17 protein-coding genes and 1 pseudogene are annotated in these 16,651 nt (G+C 60.2%); 1 reads left to right on the top strand and 17 read right to left on the bottom strand.

The window, feature by feature from the left end; all coding sequences use genetic code 11:
• Positions 1–103 precede the first annotated feature (103 nt).
• Positions 104–3,232: an Ig-like domain-containing protein gene (locus tag BLU52_RS06140; protein WP_090282370.1), complete on the bottom strand. Its 3,129-nt coding sequence runs from the start codon at positions 3,230–3,232 to the stop codon at positions 104–106.
• A gap of 317 nt (positions 3,233–3,549) precedes the next feature.
• Here BLU52_RS06140 and BLU52_RS27215 point away from each other — a divergent pair.
• Positions 3,550–3,678 (top strand): annotated as a pseudogene (locus tag BLU52_RS27215) (DUF6124 family protein); the annotation flags it as partial.
• Between the two features lie 168 nt (positions 3,679–3,846).
• On the opposite strand, the gene BLU52_RS06135 reads toward BLU52_RS27215, so the two are convergent.
• The 16 genes from BLU52_RS06135 to fliH form a co-directional block, all read right to left on the bottom strand.
• Positions 3,847–4,083, bottom strand: a complete 237-nt coding sequence (locus tag BLU52_RS06135; protein WP_090282369.1) for a hypothetical protein — start codon at positions 4,081–4,083, stop codon at positions 3,847–3,849.
• Positions 4,084–4,223: 140 nt separating this feature from the next.
• Positions 4,224–5,363, bottom strand: coding sequence for a flagellar biosynthesis protein FlhB (flhB, locus tag BLU52_RS06130; protein ID WP_090282368.1), 1,140 nt, complete (start codon positions 5,361–5,363; stop codon positions 4,224–4,226).
• A gap of 3 nt (positions 5,364–5,366) precedes the next feature.
• Positions 5,367–6,152, bottom strand: coding sequence for a flagellar biosynthetic protein FliR (gene fliR / locus BLU52_RS06125; RefSeq protein ID WP_090282367.1), 786 nt, complete (start codon positions 6,150–6,152; stop codon positions 5,367–5,369).
• 3 nt (positions 6,153–6,155) lie between these two features.
• Positions 6,156–6,425 (bottom strand): flagellar biosynthesis protein FliQ, encoded by a 270-nt coding sequence (fliQ, locus tag BLU52_RS06120; RefSeq protein WP_016771067.1) that lies wholly within the window; start codon positions 6,423–6,425, stop codon positions 6,156–6,158.
• Positions 6,422–7,180, bottom strand: coding sequence for a flagellar type III secretion system pore protein FliP (fliP, locus tag BLU52_RS06115; protein WP_090282366.1), 759 nt, complete (start codon positions 7,178–7,180; stop codon positions 6,422–6,424). Before fliP ends, fliQ begins: the two co-directional genes overlap by 4 nt.
• On the bottom strand, positions 7,180–7,632 hold the full coding sequence (gene fliO, locus BLU52_RS06110; protein WP_090282365.1) for a flagellar biosynthetic protein FliO: 453 nt from the start codon (positions 7,630–7,632) through the stop codon (positions 7,180–7,182). The genes fliP and fliO overlap by 1 nt, the downstream gene beginning before the upstream one ends.
• A complete protein-coding gene (gene fliN, locus BLU52_RS06105) occupies positions 7,633–8,091 on the bottom strand; it encodes a flagellar motor switch protein FliN (protein WP_090282364.1) in 459 nt (152 codons plus the stop codon). It lies immediately after the preceding gene.
• A gap of 55 nt (positions 8,092–8,146) precedes the next feature.
• A complete protein-coding gene (gene fliM, locus BLU52_RS06100) occupies positions 8,147–9,115 on the bottom strand; it encodes a flagellar motor switch protein FliM (RefSeq protein WP_003222890.1) in 969 nt (322 codons plus the stop codon).
• A gap of 9 nt (positions 9,116–9,124) precedes the next feature.
• Complete coding sequence (fliL, locus tag BLU52_RS06095; RefSeq protein ID WP_090282363.1) at positions 9,125–9,628, bottom strand: flagellar basal body-associated protein FliL; 504 nt, start codon at positions 9,626–9,628, stop codon at positions 9,125–9,127.
• A gap of 340 nt (positions 9,629–9,968) precedes the next feature.
• Positions 9,969–11,339: a flagellar hook-length control protein FliK gene (locus BLU52_RS06090; RefSeq protein WP_090282362.1), complete on the bottom strand. Its 1,371-nt coding sequence runs from the start codon at positions 11,337–11,339 to the stop codon at positions 9,969–9,971.
• 105 nt (positions 11,340–11,444) lie between these two features.
• The gene (locus BLU52_RS06085) at positions 11,445–11,792 is read right to left on the bottom strand and encodes an Hpt domain-containing protein (RefSeq protein WP_090282361.1); all 348 of its coding nucleotides are present in this window, start codon (positions 11,790–11,792) and stop codon (positions 11,445–11,447) included.
• Positions 11,793–11,822: 30 nt separating this feature from the next.
• Positions 11,823–13,526: an ATP-binding SpoIIE family protein phosphatase gene (locus tag BLU52_RS06080; RefSeq protein WP_090282360.1), complete on the bottom strand. Its 1,704-nt coding sequence runs from the start codon at positions 13,524–13,526 to the stop codon at positions 11,823–11,825.
• Positions 13,527–13,531: 5 nt separating this feature from the next.
• Complete coding sequence (locus BLU52_RS06075) at positions 13,532–13,837, bottom strand: STAS domain-containing protein (protein WP_090282359.1); 306 nt, start codon at positions 13,835–13,837, stop codon at positions 13,532–13,534.
• Between the two features lie 202 nt (positions 13,838–14,039).
• Positions 14,040–14,489, bottom strand: coding sequence for a flagellar export protein FliJ (gene fliJ / locus BLU52_RS06070; RefSeq protein WP_090282358.1), 450 nt, complete (start codon positions 14,487–14,489; stop codon positions 14,040–14,042).
• A gap of 6 nt (positions 14,490–14,495) precedes the next feature.
• On the bottom strand, positions 14,496–15,854 hold the full coding sequence (fliI, locus tag BLU52_RS06065) for a flagellar protein export ATPase FliI (protein ID WP_090282357.1): 1,359 nt from the start codon (positions 15,852–15,854) through the stop codon (positions 14,496–14,498).
• Positions 15,844–16,650 carry a flagellar assembly protein FliH gene (fliH, locus tag BLU52_RS06060; protein ID WP_090282356.1) on the bottom strand — a complete coding sequence of 269 codons (807 nt, stop codon included), beginning with the start codon at positions 16,648–16,650 and terminating at the stop codon, positions 15,844–15,846. The genes fliI and fliH overlap by 11 nt, the downstream gene beginning before the upstream one ends.
• Position 16,651: the final 1 nt, after the last annotated feature.

Raw genomic sequence — 16,651 nt, 5'->3', positions numbered from 1 at the left:
CTCAAGGGACCGCTGCGTTCGGCTTTGCGGCATATAGGAAAAAGAACGCATGAAGGGTCACCTTCATGCGTCAGGTAATCACTGCAGTTTCTACTGCGCCCGTTCAAGTCGGATAAAATCCCATCGTTCTTTTACGGGTCGTAGTGTCCGTCAAAAATGCGTTTCCACCGGCATGCGTTCCATCAGCCAGCAGCTCGTGAAACAGCGTGTAGACCCCAGGATAAGAAAGATTGATCGCAAAGAAACGCCCATAATATGGACCCCTCGCTCCGTAGATAGGCGTCAGATCTACAAAGTTATAGGGCAGAATGCCCCATCCAAGTGTCCGACCATCATTGTAAAAGCTGACGGCGCCGGATTGTCGGAACCAATTGCTTGCCTCGGCTGCCGTCAGGAACGCTTCGTTCAATACAAGCCGATAAACATTCGTCACTTGCACGGAATACGAAACCTTTTGCTGATCGGCATCCATCACGGTGATGGTGGTCGTTCCGTTATGCCTGCCGGCAACCTTGCCATTGGCGTCAACCGTCGCTATGCCAGCATTGGCCGATTGATAGGTATAGGGCGGTCGACCGCCCGTTGGCACGCGCACCTGCACATTATTGACAACTTCCCGCTCGCTTAATCCGTAAGCCGCACCACCCACCAGTTTCAGGCCATTAAGCAACATCAGACCGGTGTTGATCGCCAGCGCCTCCGTGACCTTGACCGTGTACTGCGCCACCGGAAGCTTCAGCGCAGAGTCCTCGGTGTCCGTGCTGCGCAACGCTATCTTGCAGGTCAACTCACAGGTAGCGAGATCCTTGAGCGCATAGAACCAGCTGCGGTCAGCCTTGACGTTGATGCCCTGAGTGATTTCTTCAGCAGTCAACGCAATGCCGGCGCGCAACGGCAATGGCGCGACCCCTTCACTGGTAACCGTGAGCCAGACCCTTTGCCCGGCCACAGCAATCGGCAGCGGTGGCTTCACCACGCACGTAAGGTCAGTCTTGATGATTCGAAGATCGATAAACGGCACAGCCCCCGCTTCCACAATCTGCGGACGGGTCAGGGCGGGGTCCATGTCGCTGATTGTTTTCACTTGCAACATCAAAGGTCTGGACTGCACGGTCTTGCCGTTTCTGATCAGCTCGGAGCGCAGCTCAACCTGTTCTCCAAGATCGTGCGCAATGAACGACGGCAGCAGAAAAAAAACTGCAACATTGTCTGCATTCAACGGTTGCGGTTCAAACGTCGGCGAACCTTCTCCAGGCGCGCCTTTAACCACCAGCCGAACCTGATCACCCGGGCGTGGACTGGCTATCTGTATGCGTGCTCTGACGCCTTCATGGTTCTCCAACGGGTCAAGCACACCACCCGGAGCGCGGCGAACCGTAGGCGGCTGCAACGACTGCGCCGGGTCTCCGATATAAAACTCGAGCAATGCGGATGACTTCGGCAGTTCGTCTGGCCGCTCGATCCACCAAAGCAGATTGAAGAACTGCTCCCGATAAAGCCCGATGGTCTCCCCATCCAGCCGGAACAAGAGAGGCTCTTCGACCGGCATTTGTTCGATCAGCAACTTGTCCTGATAGACCTTCGCGCTCGCATCCCCTCGACCTTCCACATGCACCACATCGCCCAAAAGGGTATAGGCGGCCGCCGCAATCCGGATATCCGTGCCATGCGGCACATGCAACGGATTGAGCACGCCGGCAATGATGCCATCAACTTTCGGTGCAGGCAGGGCAGGATCAAGCTCCCCTATGCGCGCAGTCGTCACTTCAGAAGTCAGCGCAGGATTCAACGTGGCATGACTGACCTGATACGACACACGGACCGACCCTCTGATCAATGGCGCAATATCTTTGGCGGTCACGCTGAAGGGGATGGCGCGGCCAACCAACCGGTCACTGACGTCGCGGTAAGTCTGATACAAGTGCGGACGGCCGGAGGCACTGGTGCCCATCCAGGTCAGTATGACTCTGAAGCCCTTTTTGATCCGGTCATCGGGACCGCAAAACGCCGTGGTCAGGTTCAGCGCAGGGTCGAGGGTACCGCCGACCAGATCCGGTATCTGCGGAGCGGGCAGTCGCAACGCTTTCCCTAGCAACCCGAAGATGTAGACCTTGGAGAAATCCTGTGTGCCATCTGCTTTGATGCGCAGGTAATCCACTTGCACTTGCCCGGGCGCGCTGGCCTTTACAACGGGATTAGGAATATTGAAAGACTGGATGCCGAGACGAGTAATCGTCTGTTCTTCACTGTGCTCGACCACTTCACCGCTTTGTGTCGTAGCCGCCCACCGAAGCTGTAGTTTCTCTTTCAGCGCAAAGCCAGGGCGCGTAATGATCTGGACCTGCAGATCGTCGAATCCAACCTGATCAAGGCTGACCTCATCTCCATCGGCAAGAGGAACGATTACCGGATCAAGCCGGACATTCTCCGGATCGCTGATGACCGTCGCGCGCTCCGAAAAATCGCTGACGTTTTCCACCTGATCTCTAATCTGGTAAACCATGACCGCCGGATCGGCCGGGCCTGCATCCTCGATGTTCTTCGGGGATACGAAAACACTGATTTCCTTTCCGACTTCGTTTTCCTCAACCGTATGTGGGCTGACAAGGATGCCGTGAAATTGGAACGTCAACGTGTCACCCGGGGTCATGAAAAGCCATGGCGGAATGATTGCGGTGAAGCCCTCGGCAGCGATGTTCTTATCAATGACGTCACCGTCCTTGAACGGCAATTTGGCCGGTTTGAGACGCTGATGGCCGGGCTTATCCGGTTCGGGATCGATGCCGCCCGGAGGATCGATCTTGAACCAGACCTCGAGTTGCGCCCCTTCAGGCGCCTGACCACTTTTGCGCGATATCTCGTAGCGCAAGGTGTGCACACCCGGCAGCACTTTGTCCGCGGGAATGTGCATCAGGACGTCAAGATTATTGTGATCGGCAGGCAATACCGCCGTGTCGACCAGAGTGTCGTCACGGTACAGATGAATCGTGTCGTCTTCGGCCATATTCAGATAGGCCTGCACCAACACGGGCAGCCCCTTGGCACTGGTAAAAAGCATGGGGCGGTTGACCCCGACTTGCGCCGGTGGAAAAACGATATCAGTAAACTGCCCTGGAATATTGGGCGGATAGAGGGAAAAAAGGCCCAGTCCTCCGTTTGAATCGAAAGGAACGACGTCATGTTGCGTATCGTCGATAACGTCCTCAATCGGCATCACCATCAAACCAATCATCGCCCTGCTCCTGAAAAATCCGTAGCGGTTCGCCAGGGATCTGCAGAGGTCATTGGATACTTGACGCGAATATTCGACCACTGTCAGAACTAACAGGTGCGCCCCAGTTTCAGACGAACGGCGCTGACGAAGCGGGAGGAAACTTTGACGTTCGCCCCCAGGGCATCGGCCAAAAGAAAAGGCGACGGATTTTTTGACCGACACGAGCAATGCAAGAGCGAGCCTGCTCGCGATAGCGGTTGGTCTGGTTCGAATGCGACTGAAAAAACCTCATCGCGAGCAGGCTCACTCCTACAAGGGCATGCATTCCAGATGCAATCGCCAATGACTTCGCCAACCTCATACCCGCCTCGCAGCGCAGAACGCTGCTGGGGATTGCGCAATTGATCATGCTCGGCGAGCTGGCGGTGAGTCGGGTGATGGATAATCTGGAATTGCCGCAGTAGCGACACGCGATGATCGTTCCCACGCTCCTGCGTGGGAATGCCTCAACGGACGCTCCGCGTTCGGCTTCGGAAGGGACGCGGAGCGTCCCGGGCTGCATTCCCACGCAGAGCGTGGGAACGATCATCAAAAACCGTCGCCCCGTTTTCAGCGGCTTTGCGATCGGTTGGTCAATACTGGAGATTTTTCACTTTTCCGTTCTTGTTCCGGGGCAGTTCGAACTCGACCTCGGCCCCCACTTTGATCTTCGCCTGCCGGGCATCTGCCAATGGGATGCTGAACCGGTACTCCTTTGCAGTCAGAAAAAAACCCGTGGCTTCGGCAAAGGAAATACATCGTCCCGAGGGCTTCGGTGTGATGGTGCCTGTGCCGGTTTTCTCATCGTAACTGCTGAAGATACCTTTCATTGTCTTGCTCCCTTGCACTCGCCCGCATGAGTACGCCAGGTTCGCGGCGCCACCTTGCATCAAACTGCAAAATCACCGCGAACGCACCTGTAAGAGTTGACAGTAAAGGGAGATCCCAGACCGTTGGCTGCACAGCAACGTCAGGAATCGCGACGCAAATCCGGCGGAATCGGCAAATCGTCCTTCAACGGATCCGGGCGCTTGCCCTTGCCCGCGCGGTACTGGCGGATCTGATAGACGTAAGCCAGGACCTGCGCCACCGCCAGATACAGACCGCCGGGAATCTCCTGATCCAGCTCGGTGGAGTAGTAGATCGAGCGCGCCAGGCCCGGCGATTCGAGGAGCATGACGTTGTTCGCGACGGCGATTTCGCGGATTTTCAGGGCGAGGAAGTCGCTGCCCTTGGCCAGCAGCACCGGTGCGCCGCCCTTCTCCGAGTCGTACTTGAGCGCGACGGCGTAGTGGGTCGGGTTGGTGATGACCACGTCGGCGTCGGGGATCGCCGCCATCATGCGGCGCTGGGACATTTCGCGCTGGGTCTGGCGGATGCGCTGTTTGACTTCCGGGCGGCCCTCCTGATCCTTGTGTTCGTCGCGCACTTCCTGCTTGGTCATCAGCAGCTTCTTGTGCGCTTCCCACAGCTGCACCGGCACGTCGACGGCGGCGATGATGATCAGGCCGCAGGCCAGCCACAAGGTGCTCCAGCCGACCAGCAGTACGCTGTGAATGATTGCCTGGTCGAGCGGCTCATGGGCGATGCGCAACAAGTCGTCGACGTCGGCCGACAGCACGACCAGCGCCACGCCGAGGGTGATCAGAAACTTGGCCAGCGCCTTGAGCAGTTCGACCACGGCTTTAAACGAGAACATTCGTTTCAGGCCGGCGGCGGGGTTCATCCGGCTGAACTTGGGTGCCAGCGAGCCGGCCGCGAACAGCCAGCCACCGAGGGAGATCGGCCCGACGATGGCGGCGATCAACAGGGTGATCATCACCGGCTGAATCGCCAGCAAGGCGATCAGGCCCGACTCCAACAAGAACCGGCCCATCGCGCCTTGGTCCATGACCACTTCGCGGGACAGGGTGAAGTTCAGGCGCATCACGTCCATCATTTCTTGCGCGAGCATGCCGCCGAAGATCAGCAGCGCAGAGGCACCGGCCATCATCACGGCCAGAGTGTTGAGCTCTTTGGAGCGGGCGATCTCGCCCTTCTCACGGGAATCCTTTTTGCGTTTCTCCGTGGGGTCTTCTGTTTTGTCCTGACCGCTTTCGCTCTCTGCCATGACTCAGCGCGCCCGTGCCAGTTCGCGTAGCAACTGCAAGGCCTCGCTGGCCAGCGGTTGATACTGGTTGAGAATGTCCGCCAGCCCGACCCAGACAATGAACAGGCCGAGCACCAGGGTCAGCGGAAAACCGATCGAGAAAATGTTCAGCTGCGGCGCGGCGCGGGTCATCACGCCGAAGGCGATGTTGACCACCAGCAGCGCAGTCACCGCCGGCAACACCAGCAGCAACGCCGCGCCGAGCACCCAGCCGAGCTTGCCGGCCAGCTCCCAATAGTGCGCGGTCATCAGACCGCCGCCGACCGGCAGCGTGGTGAAGCTTTCAGTGAGGACTTCGAAGACTACCAGATGGCCGTTCATCGACAGAAACAGCAGCGTCACCAGCATGGTGAAGAACTGCCCGATCACCGCCACCGAAACGCCGTTGGTGGGGTCGATCATCGACGCGAAGCCCATGCCCATCTGGATCGCAACGATCTGTCCGGCCACGGCAAATGCCTGAAAGAACAATTGCAGGGAAAAACCCAATACCGCGCCGACCAGAATCTGCTCGGCGATCAGCAACAGGCCGCTGAGGTCGAGGGGACTGACGGCGGGCATCGGTGGCAGCGCCGGCGTGATCACCACAGTGATCGCTACGGCGAAGTACAGGCGTACGCGCCGCGGAATCAGGGTGGTGCCGAAAATCGGCATGACCATCAGCATCGACGCGACGCGAAACAGCGGCAACATGAACGACGCCACCCAGGTGCTGATCTGGGTGTCGGTCAGCTGAAGCAGCGATTGCATGGCTTAGCCGATGACCATCGGAATGTTTTTGTACAGCTGGATGATGTATTCCATGAACGTCTGCACGATCCACGGACCGCCGATGATCAGCGTCACCAGCATCACCAAAAGACGCGGCAGAAAGCTCAAGGTCTGTTCGTTGATCTGCGTCGCAGCCTGAAACATCGACACCAGCAGGCCGACCAACAGGCTAGGCACTACCAGGATGGCAACCATCATGGTGGTCAGCCACAGCGCCTCACGAAAGATATCGACCGCAACTTCCGGCGTCATGGCGAGACACCTCCAAAACTGCTGGCGAGGGTGCCGATGATCAGCGCCCAGCCATCGACCAGCACGAACAGCATGATTTTGAACGGCAACGAAATGATCAGCGGCGAAAGCATCATCATACCCATCGCCATCAGCACGCTCGCGACAACGAGGTCGATGATCAGGAACGGGATGAAGATCATGAAGCCGATCTGGAACGCGGTTTTAAGCTCGGAGGTCACGAACGCCGGGACCAGAATGGTCAGCGGTGCCTGATCCGGGCTGGCGATGTCGGTGCGCTTGGACAGGCGCATGAACAGCTCCAGATCGCTGGTGCGGGTCTGGGCGAGCATGAAGTCCTTGATCGGCACCTGGGCCTTTTCCACCGCTTGCTGCGCGGTGAGGGTTTCGGCCAGATACGGTTGCAGCGCGTCCTTGTTCACCCGATCGAACACCGGGGCCATGATGAACATGGTCAAAAACAGCGCCATGCCGGTGAGGATCTGGTTCGACGGCGTCTGTTGCAGGCCAAGGGCCTGACGCAGGATCGAGAAGACAATGATGATCCGCGTGAAGCTGGTCATCAGGATCACGGCCGCCGGAATGAAACTCAGGGCGGTCATGATCAGCAGGATCTGCAGGCTGACCGAGTATTCCTGCGCGCCCTCGGCGTTGGTGCCGAGCGTGATCGCCGGGATCGACAACGGATCGGCAGCCAATGCCAACGGCGCGGCCAGCATCAGGGCCAGCGTCAAGACGATGCGGAGCGCAGCCATTACTTCGTATCCTTCTGATCCTTGCCGAGAATCTTCAGCAGATGCTGGGCAAATTCCGGTGTGGCTTTTTCGCTGGCGGTGGGCACTTCGACCGGCTCTTTCAGTACATGCAGCGCAGTAATGCTGCCGGGGCTGAGGCCGAGCAGAATCTGCTCGTTGCCGACCTGCACCAGCATCAAGCGGTCACGCGGGCCGAGCGCGCGCGAACCGATCAGCTCGATGACCTGGCCCTTGCCCGCCGGACCTGCCTGCTGCACCCGACGCAACAGCCAGGCGAGGAAGAAGATCAGGCCCAGCACCAGCAGCAGGCCGAACACCAGTTGCGTCAATTGTCCGGCCACGCCGCTGTTGACCATCGGCGCGGTCGCGGCAGGCGCAGCAGTGGTTGCGCTCGGCTCGGCGGCCAGCACGCTCAGTGGCAAGACCAGCAATGCCCAGAGAAAACGTTTCACTCAGCGCAGCTTCTTGATGCGTTCGCTTGGGCTGATCACGTCGGTCAGGCGGATGCCGAACTTTTCGTTGACCACTACGACTTCGCCGTGGGCGATCAGGGTGCCGTTGACCAGCACGTCCAGCGGCTCGCCGGCCAGACGATCAAGCTCGATCACCGAACCCTGGTTGAGTTGCAGCAGGTTGCGGATGTTGATGTCGGTGCTGCCGACTTCCATCGAGATCGATACCGGGATGTCGAGAATCACGTCCAGGTTCGGGCCGTCGAGGGTCACCGGGTCGTTGTTTTTCGGCACGCTGCCGAATTCTTCCATCGGCAGGCGATTGGAGCTCGAAGAGCCCGCGTCGGCGGCCAGCAGTGCATCAATGTCAGCCTGGCCGGCGTCACCGGTTTCTTCCAGGGCCGCAGCCCACTCATCGGCCAGTGCCTGATCGTCCTGCGCGTTCATATCGTCGTTCATCATGTGTCCTCGGCGGGCAACAATTCGGTTAAATGCGGGGGTTGAAAGCGTCGCCTCAGCGACGCTCGATCGGCTCGATCACTTGCAACGCGAGGTTGCCTTTGTGCGAGCCCATCTTGACCTTGAAGGCCGGCACGCCGTTGGCGCGCATGATCATGTCTTCCGGCATCTCGACCGGGATCACGTCACCCGGCTGCATGTGCAGGATGTCGCGCAGCTTCAACTGGCGGCGGGCCACGGTGGCGCCGATCGGCACGTCGACATCGAGCACGTCCTGGCGCAGCGCGTTGACCCAGCGCTCGTCCTGGTCGTCGAGGTCGGACTGGAAACCGGCGTCGAGCATTTCGCGCACCGGCTCGATCATCGAGTACGGCATGGTCACGTGCAGATCGCCGCCACCGCCATCGAGTTCGATGTGGAAGGTCGAGACCACAATCGCTTCGCTCGGGCCGACGATGTTGGCCATGGCCGGGTTCACTTCCGAGTTGATGTACTCGAAGTTGACTTCCATGATCGCCTGCCAGGCTTCTTTCAGATCGACGAAGGCCTGTTCCAGCACCATGCGCACCACGCGCAGTTCGGTCGGGGTGAATTCACGCCCTTCGATCTTCGCGTGACGGCCGTCGCCGCCGAAGAAGTTGTCCACCAGCTTGAACACCAGTTTGGCGTCGAGGATGAACAGCGCGGTGCCGCGCAACGGTTTGATCTTGACCAGGTTGAGGCTGGTCGGCACGTACAGCGAGTGCACGTATTCGCCGAACTTCATCACCTGCACGCCACCGACGGCAACGTCCGCCGAGCGGCGCAGCATGTTGAACATGCTGATGCGGGTGTAGCGGGCGAAACGCTCGTTGATCATTTCCAGGGTCGGCATGCGTCCACGGACGATGCGATCCTGGCTGGTCAGGTCGTAGCTTTTGACACTGCCGGGTTCGGCAGCGTTATCGGTCTGTACCAGACCATCGTCGACGCCATGCAACAGCGCGTCGATTTCATCCTGGGACAGCAGATCCTGCACGGCCATGTCGTGTTCCTACTGCAGTACGAAATTAGTGAAAAGCAACTGTTCGATGACCACTTTGCCCAGCTCTTTCTGCGCCACTTCCTGGACGCTGGCTGTGGCCTTCTGGCGCAACATCTCTTGCCCGACCGGGGTCGCCAGCGTGGCGAAATCCTGACCGGAGAAGAGCATTACCAGGTTGTTGCGGATGACCGGCATGTGCACTTTGAGCGCGTCCAGATCGGCCTGGTTACGCGCCAGCATGGTGATGCTCACCTGCATGTAGCGCTGACGGCCGTTCTGGTTGTAGTTGGCAACGAAAGCCGGCGCCATCGGCTCGAAGATTGCCGCCTGCTTGCCGACCGGCGCAGCTTCGGCGGCCTCGGCAGGTTTGCTCTGGGCGCTGTGCATGAAGAACCAGGTCGCCCCTACGGACGCGCCGATGGCCAACAGCAAGGCCAGCACGATCACAATGATCAGCTTGAGTTTGCCTTTGGTTGCCGGGTCTTTTACCGCTGCTGCTTCGCTCTTCGCCATGCCAATAATCCGTCACTAATCGGGGGTTTTACAGTTGCACGGCTAGGCAAGAGCAAGTGTTATGCCAGAAGTGTCGGAGCTGGCGCAGACAGCGCCAAAGTCAAAAGCCACCCTCACCCCAGCCCTCTCCCGGCGGGAGAGGGAGCAAATTGCGTTGGGTTTTGGTTATGCGTAGGCCTGAAAGACCGAGTCGATTGTGAGTCGGTCGAAATAATCAGAGGCGCACGCCAGATGGATTAAGCGCAAAACCATCAGGACGGCAAACATCCTGAACATCCCCCAATCAGTCCCCTCTCCCTCTGGGAGAGGGCTAGGGTGAGGGGCTCTTGATCAGAAGCAGTCAGGCGTAATAGTCGACCGCACTGCTGCCAATCACGCTGGTGGTCTGCGCTGTCACTTCAGCCACGCTGGCCGGTGCCAATTCTTCGTCCACCGAATCGAGGCGACCGCCGGCAGCACTGGTGCGTCCGCTCTGGTTCTGCTGCGCCTGTTCCTGGCCTTGCTGACCCTGCCAGCCACGGTTCTGGTCAGCGACATTAACGTCGACCTGGCCCATGCCCTGCTGGTTGAACATGTCGCGCAGGCGATGCATCTGGCTGTCCAGCGCCTCACGTACGCTTGGGTGCGCACTCATGAACGTCACCTGCGTCTGCTGGTCCGGGACCATATTCACGCGGATGTCCAGACGCCCGAGTTCGGCCGGTTGCAGCTGAATGTCCGCCGCTTTGAGATTGGCGCTCGACAGATACATGACGCGGTTGACGACTTCTTCAGTCCAGCCGCTCTGGTGCATGGCGATCGGCTGATTCACCGGCACTGCATTGGCGGTCTTCGGCGTGGCGGCCTGGGTCAGTGCCGCCAAGCGGTTGGCGAAGTCATCGACGCGGGTATCGCTGGTCGCTGATGTCAGGTCCTTGAGGCCATCGTCGATCAAGCCGCTGAACGCTTTCTCGCCGCCCTGGCTGGTGCTGTCCTTGTCCGCTTGCACGTCGAGCATGCTGGCCATGCCGGCCGCGAAGTTTTGTGCCGCAGTCAATTCACCGTCGGCCTGAGCCTGGGCCGGCGACGCTTTCGGTTGCGCCTGGCTGGCGGCGGAAATATGCCCGCCCTGCTCCATCGCCATGCGCACGGCGGGCAGCGAATCGAGCGGGTCGGCGGACGGATCGAAATCGCTGGCGGGGGTGGCCGCCGGATCTTTGACCATGCCTGGCAGAGCGGCCAATGCAGGCGTCTCGGTTTCCGGCTGCACAGTGGCGACGACGGCCGGCGTCTGCACGACAGGCGCGGCGATCAGCGGTTGTGTCGCGGCAACCAATGCCGGATCCAGCGCAGGATCAACCGGCGGAGCTTCTACGACTGGAGTCTGCGGAGCGTCCGAGTTGGCATCGCTATCGGCGGAAGTGTCATCGCTGGCTGCGGCTTTATCGGCAGGCAAGTCGTTGCCGCTATCGGCAACCGCCGGCTGCGCAGCGGCAGACGGATCCTTGCCGAGGTCTTTCTTGCCGCTGCTATCGGCGACCTTGTCGCGCGCCGGTTTGGGCGAATTGTCAGCGTTGGCGACGGGCTTGTTCGAGCCCTGATCGGCAAATACTTTGGCGAAGCTGGAGGCTTTATCCCCGGAGTCTGCGGCCATTGCCGACGTTTTGGCCGAGGCGGCTTGCGCCTTGGCTTGAGCGGCATTCTGAATAAGGATGTTGGGGGTCGCAGGCATGAAACGGTCTCCGCTGCACTGGGATCGTAGGTACAGTTGAGCATGTTGACTGCAAGTGCCGGGCCAGTTTGGCCAGGCACTTGCGAAAAGCGCCGGACGGCAGCTTTAGTGGGTGTGGGTGTGGTGCTTTTCGTTTTCGTACACAGGGCGTACGTCGGCGAATTCAGAATGGATATCGGCAACCAGTTGAGCGAGCGCTTCCGGGCTTTTCTCCCTGGCGTTCGACTCCAGGTCCTGGCACAACGCAGCCAGCCGGATGGCGCCCATGTTGCTGGCGCTACCCTTGAAGCTGTGGGCGACATCAGACAAAGCTTTGGCGCTGGTGCTGTCCTGCAACTCGTGCAGGCGGCTTTGCGAATCTGCCAGAAAAGTCTCCAGCAACTCCGGATAGCCGTCCTCCATCACCTCACGCAAGGTGTCGAGAACGTCGCGATCTACATGTGGGTCAGTCACTTGCTCACTCCTTGATCAAGAATGGGCGGATTATGCCTCAATCCCCCAGAAAAACTCCACGCAGGCACTACGACCTTCATCCGTCCAGCGGGCATTATGACCCAGCTGCCGGACCAGACCGACACCGCGACCCGACAAACGGAGCCCTTCCAGCGGCCGCTCCATGACCCTGGCCACATCGAAACCCTTGCCGCTGTCCTCGACCCGAATCAGCAGACCACCGCCCGCGCCGCGCGGCTGCACCTGCAGATGCACCCGGACAAATCCGTCCTGCAGCGCTTCGAGGCGGTCATTGCGTTGCTGATAATAAAGCGCAAAACCCGCCGCATCGCGCTTGAGGCTGGAGTCCAGGCCGAGCACGCCATGCTCCAGCGCGTTGGAATACAACTCGGCCAGCACGCTGTAGAGCGCGCCACTTTGCGTGCGCAGCCCGTGCACCTCCTGCAACAGTTGCAACAGATACGGCAAAGGATTGAAGCGCTTGAGCGTGGCACCACGGAATTCGAAACTCACCGACCAGTCCAGCGGGCTCGATTGCCCGCTGTCGGAATAGACCGGCGCCAGATTTTGCCCCGGCGCAGATTCGAGCAGGCTGACCTCGACCATGCTGACGTCGTCACGCGCCTCGCCACCGAAATCGCGCAGCGCTTGCTCGATGTCCTCGAACAAGCGATCTGCCTGTCGATTGGCGGAGAACACCTGCTGCAAGCGCTCGACGCCGAACAACTGGTCATTGCCATCGCCGGTATCGATGACCCCGTCCGACAACAGGAACACCCGATCATCGATGGCCATCGGATACACGTCGGTGCGGTCGTCGAAGGTCTCGGCGCTGAGAATGCCCAGCGGTAAATGCCCGGATGGCAACGGCACCCGCTCGCCGGTGGCCATGCGGTGCAGATAACCGTCCGGCATGCCGCCATTCCACACCTCCACCGAACGGCTCTGGAAACTCAAACAGAGCAGTGTGGCGCAGCAGAACATGTCCACCGGCAGAATGCGCTTGAGCTTGGCGTTCATCTCACGCAGGGTTTCAGCCAGGCCGTAGCCTTTGGCGGTCATCCCGTAAAACACTTCGGCCAGCGGCATCGCCCCGACCGCCGCCGGCAAGCCGTGGCCAGTGAAGTCACCGAGCATGACGTGCATGTCACCGGCCGGTGTGTAGGCCGCCAGCAGCAGGTCACCGTTGAACAGCGCGTAGGGCGATTGCAGATAACGAATGTTCGGCGCGCTCAGGCAACCGGAATGCGCGACCTTGTCGAACACCGCTTTGGCGACGCGCTGTTCGTTGAGCAGATAATCGTGGTGTCGGGCAATCTGGTCGCGTTGCTGCAGGACCGTTGCCTGCAAACGGCGCAAGCGATCCATTGCCTTGATTTTGGCGGCGAGGATCACCTGGTTGTACGGCTTCGCCAGAAAGTCGTCACCGCCCGCCTCCAGGCAACGGACCAACGCTTCGCTTTCGGTCAGCGAAGTGAGGAAAATGATGGGTACCAGCGTCTCGCCTGCCAGTGCCTTGATCAGGCGCGCGGCTTCGAAGCCGTCCATCACTGGCATCAGCGCGTCCATCAGGACCAGATCGGGATGTTGCCGCTTGAAGGTGTCGACCGCCTCGGCACCGTTCGCCGCCGTCAACACTTGATGACCCTGGCGGCGGACAATGGTCGATAGCAGCAAGCGATCGGCGGCGCTGTCTTCGGCGATCAGCACGGTCAGCGGCTCTTGCGCCTGCATGACCGTCAACTGATGTCGAACAGTTTGTCGAAGTTGGAGATCGCGAGGATTTTCTTCACGTCGGAGCTGCTGTTGACCACACGGATATCCGCCTCGTCGCCGCCGGCGTGATCGCGCAGCAGGAGCAGCATGCCCAGCGCCGAGCTGTCGAGGTAGGTGGCTTCTTTCAAGTCGACGACGATGGATTCGGGTTTCGCATTGAGTTTTTCATACGACTCGCGAAATTCCTGATGGCGACCAAAATCGAACCGCCCCTTCACCGAGATCGTGAGTTTTTTCTGGTCTGGAGAGACTTGTGTAACGACTGACATTGTCTGGCTTCCTTGTCATTGACGAACCTGTACAAGGTTTAGCACCTGGATAGGGATGGGGCAAGGCGCAACGGCTGATCATGTGTGGATGTCAGTGTGGGAGCGAGCCTGCTCGCGAATGCATCCTGTCCGTTGACTAAAGGGTTGACTGACACTGCGCTTTCGCCAGCAGGCTGGCTCCCACAGGGGTTCGGTGGCGAGTTTAAAAGGCATCACGCCGCGGCAGGCGCTGGGACAATTCATCCAGTAACTTCTGCTCGCGCTTGTCTTCCAGACGCTGCGCCTCGTCGCGGTAACGCTGCACCAGTTTGCGCAAACCCTCGACGCGAGCGAACGCCTGTTGCCACTCATTGCGTGCCTTGTCGAGGTTGTTCTGGTGCCAGACCAGACTCTGGCGCTGCTGGTCGACGGCGGTGTCGAGCTGCGCCAGAAAGCCCTGAAACCCGAGCAGCCATTGACCGGACACGCCGGTGCTGCCGCGCACGATCCACTGCTGCGAGTAATCCAGACGAAAGGCATTGAGGTCGGCGAGCTTGCTCTCGGCGACTGTCACCTGCCCCTGGAAATAAGCCATGCGTTGCACGGCGGTTTTCTCGGCCTTCTCGGCCATTTCCACCACCGGTGCCAGGCGTGCGGCGCGGCTGACGGCCATGACCGCTTACCCGCCCGCCGCTGGGGCGAACAAGGTCTCGAGGTAGGCCTGGCTTTCGCCCATGGTGATCTTGTCGTTGAGGCCCTGGCGCTGATAGCGGACCAGTTGCGGTTGCAGGGAAATCGCCAGATCGGTCTCGCGATCGCCGCCGGCGACGTAGGCGCCAACGCTGATCAGGTCGCGGCTCTGCTGATAGCGCGACCACAATTGTTTGAAATACTGCGCGCGCTGCATGTGGTCCGGCGAGACCACCGCCGGCATCACCCGGCTGATCGACGCTTCGATATCGATGGCCGGGTAGTGCCCTTCCTCGGCCAGGCGCCGGGACAGCACGATGTGCCCGTCGAGCACGCCTCGCGCCGAGTCGGCAATCGGGTCCTGCTGGTCGTCACCCTCGGACAGCACGGTATAAAACGCCGTGATCGAGCCGCCGCCCTTCTCCGCGTTACCGGCCCGTTCGACCAGTTTCGGCAGTTTCGCAAATACCGATGGCGGATAACCCTTGGTCGCTGGCGGCTCGCCGATGGCCAAAGCGATTTCCCGCTGAGCCTGGGCGAAACGGGTCAGCGAGTCCATCAGCAACAGGACGTTCTTGCCCTTGTCGCGAAAATACTCGGCGATGCGCGTGCAGTACATCGCCGCGCGCAAACGCATCAGCGGCGCATCGTCCGCCGGCGAGGCGACCACTACGGAACGCTTGAGGCCTTCTTCACCCAGGCTGTGCTCAATGAATTCCTTGACTTCGCGACCCCGCTCGCCGATCAGGCCGACGACGATAATGTCGGCTTCGGTGAAGCGGGTCATCATGCCCAGCAGTACCGATTTACCAACGCCGGTGCCGGCGAACAGGCCCAGACGCTGGCCACGACCGACCGTCAACAAACCGTTGATGCAACGGATACCAACGTCCAGCGGCACGCTGATCGGGTCACGGTTGAGCGGGTTGATCGTCGGGCCATCCATCGGCACCCAGTCTTCGGCTTTCATGCCGCCCTTGCCGTCCAGCGCGCGACCGGCGCCATCGAGCACGCGACCGAGCATGCTCATGCCCATCGGCAAACGACCGGTCTCGGCCAGCGGCACCACGCGGGCGCCCGGGGCAATCCCGGCGACGCTGCCGACCGGCATCAGAAAGACTTTGCTGCCGGAAAAGCCCATGACTTCCGCTTCGACCTGCGAGGGGTGATAGCTGTCGTCGTTGATCACCAGGCAGCGCGTGCCCATGGCCGCGCGCAAGCCTTCGGCTTCGAGCGTGAGGCCGACCATGCGCAGCAGACGCCCTTCGAGAATCGGCGCGCCGGCCATTTCGGTGGCCTCGGCGTAGGTGCTCAGACGCTTGGCGAAGCTGGTGCGTTCAAGGCGCATCGGGGTGGTCCGCGAGCGGCTCTTCAGTAGCAGCCGTCGGCTTGATGTCGTCGGGGATGTCCAGACTCAGGTCGGCCTCGGCCGGGTGCAAAGCCTGCTCGTGCAACTGGTCGAACAACTTGTCCATGACCTGCGCGACGCGGGTCTCGATGCTCGCATCGATGCGGCTGTGCGCGGTTTCAACCCGGCAGCCACCCGGCATCAGCGCTTCGTCTTCGACGATGCGCCAGGTTTCTTCGTGGCGTTCGCGCAGGCTTTTCGCCTGTTCGAAATCCTGCGGATTGACGTACAGGCGCACGTTGTCGACGCCCAGCGGCAACAGCTTGAGAGCGTCGCGCATGACGTGTTCGATCTGGCTTGAATCGATCGCCAGTTCGCGCTTGATCACCTGCTTGGTGATGTGTTGCACGAGGTCGACCAGCGACTTTTCGATCTGCGTGTCCTGCTCGGCGATCGGTTCGAACAGGTGCGCCATCAGTTGCTCGAGGCTGGCGAGTTTCGCCGCCAGCGCCACTTCGGCCTCCTGCCGCACCTTCAGCGTGGCGCTGTGAAAACCTTCCTTTTCGCCAATGGCAAAGCCCTCGTTGTAAGCCTCCTGACGGATGCTTTCGAGTTCTTCCAGGGTCAGTGGCTGGACTTCTTCCAGCGGCACTTCTTCCATTTCCGGCGGTTCGGGCTCCGGCTCGGGCTCGGGTTCCGGTTTTGGCGGGTCGAAGCTGGGCAGCGCCCAGGATTCGAAACCACGAACATCGCGGGCGCGGATCAGATCCGTCACAGACTCGTCAGGCTTGTCCATG

The sequence above is a fragment of the Pseudomonas granadensis genome, from assembly GCF_900105485.1.
Lineage (GTDB): Bacteria > Pseudomonadota > Gammaproteobacteria > Pseudomonadales > Pseudomonadaceae > Aquipseudomonas > Aquipseudomonas granadensis.
Note: the sequence above shows the minus strand (reverse complement) of the source record. Positions and strands in the feature narration are given on the sequence as shown.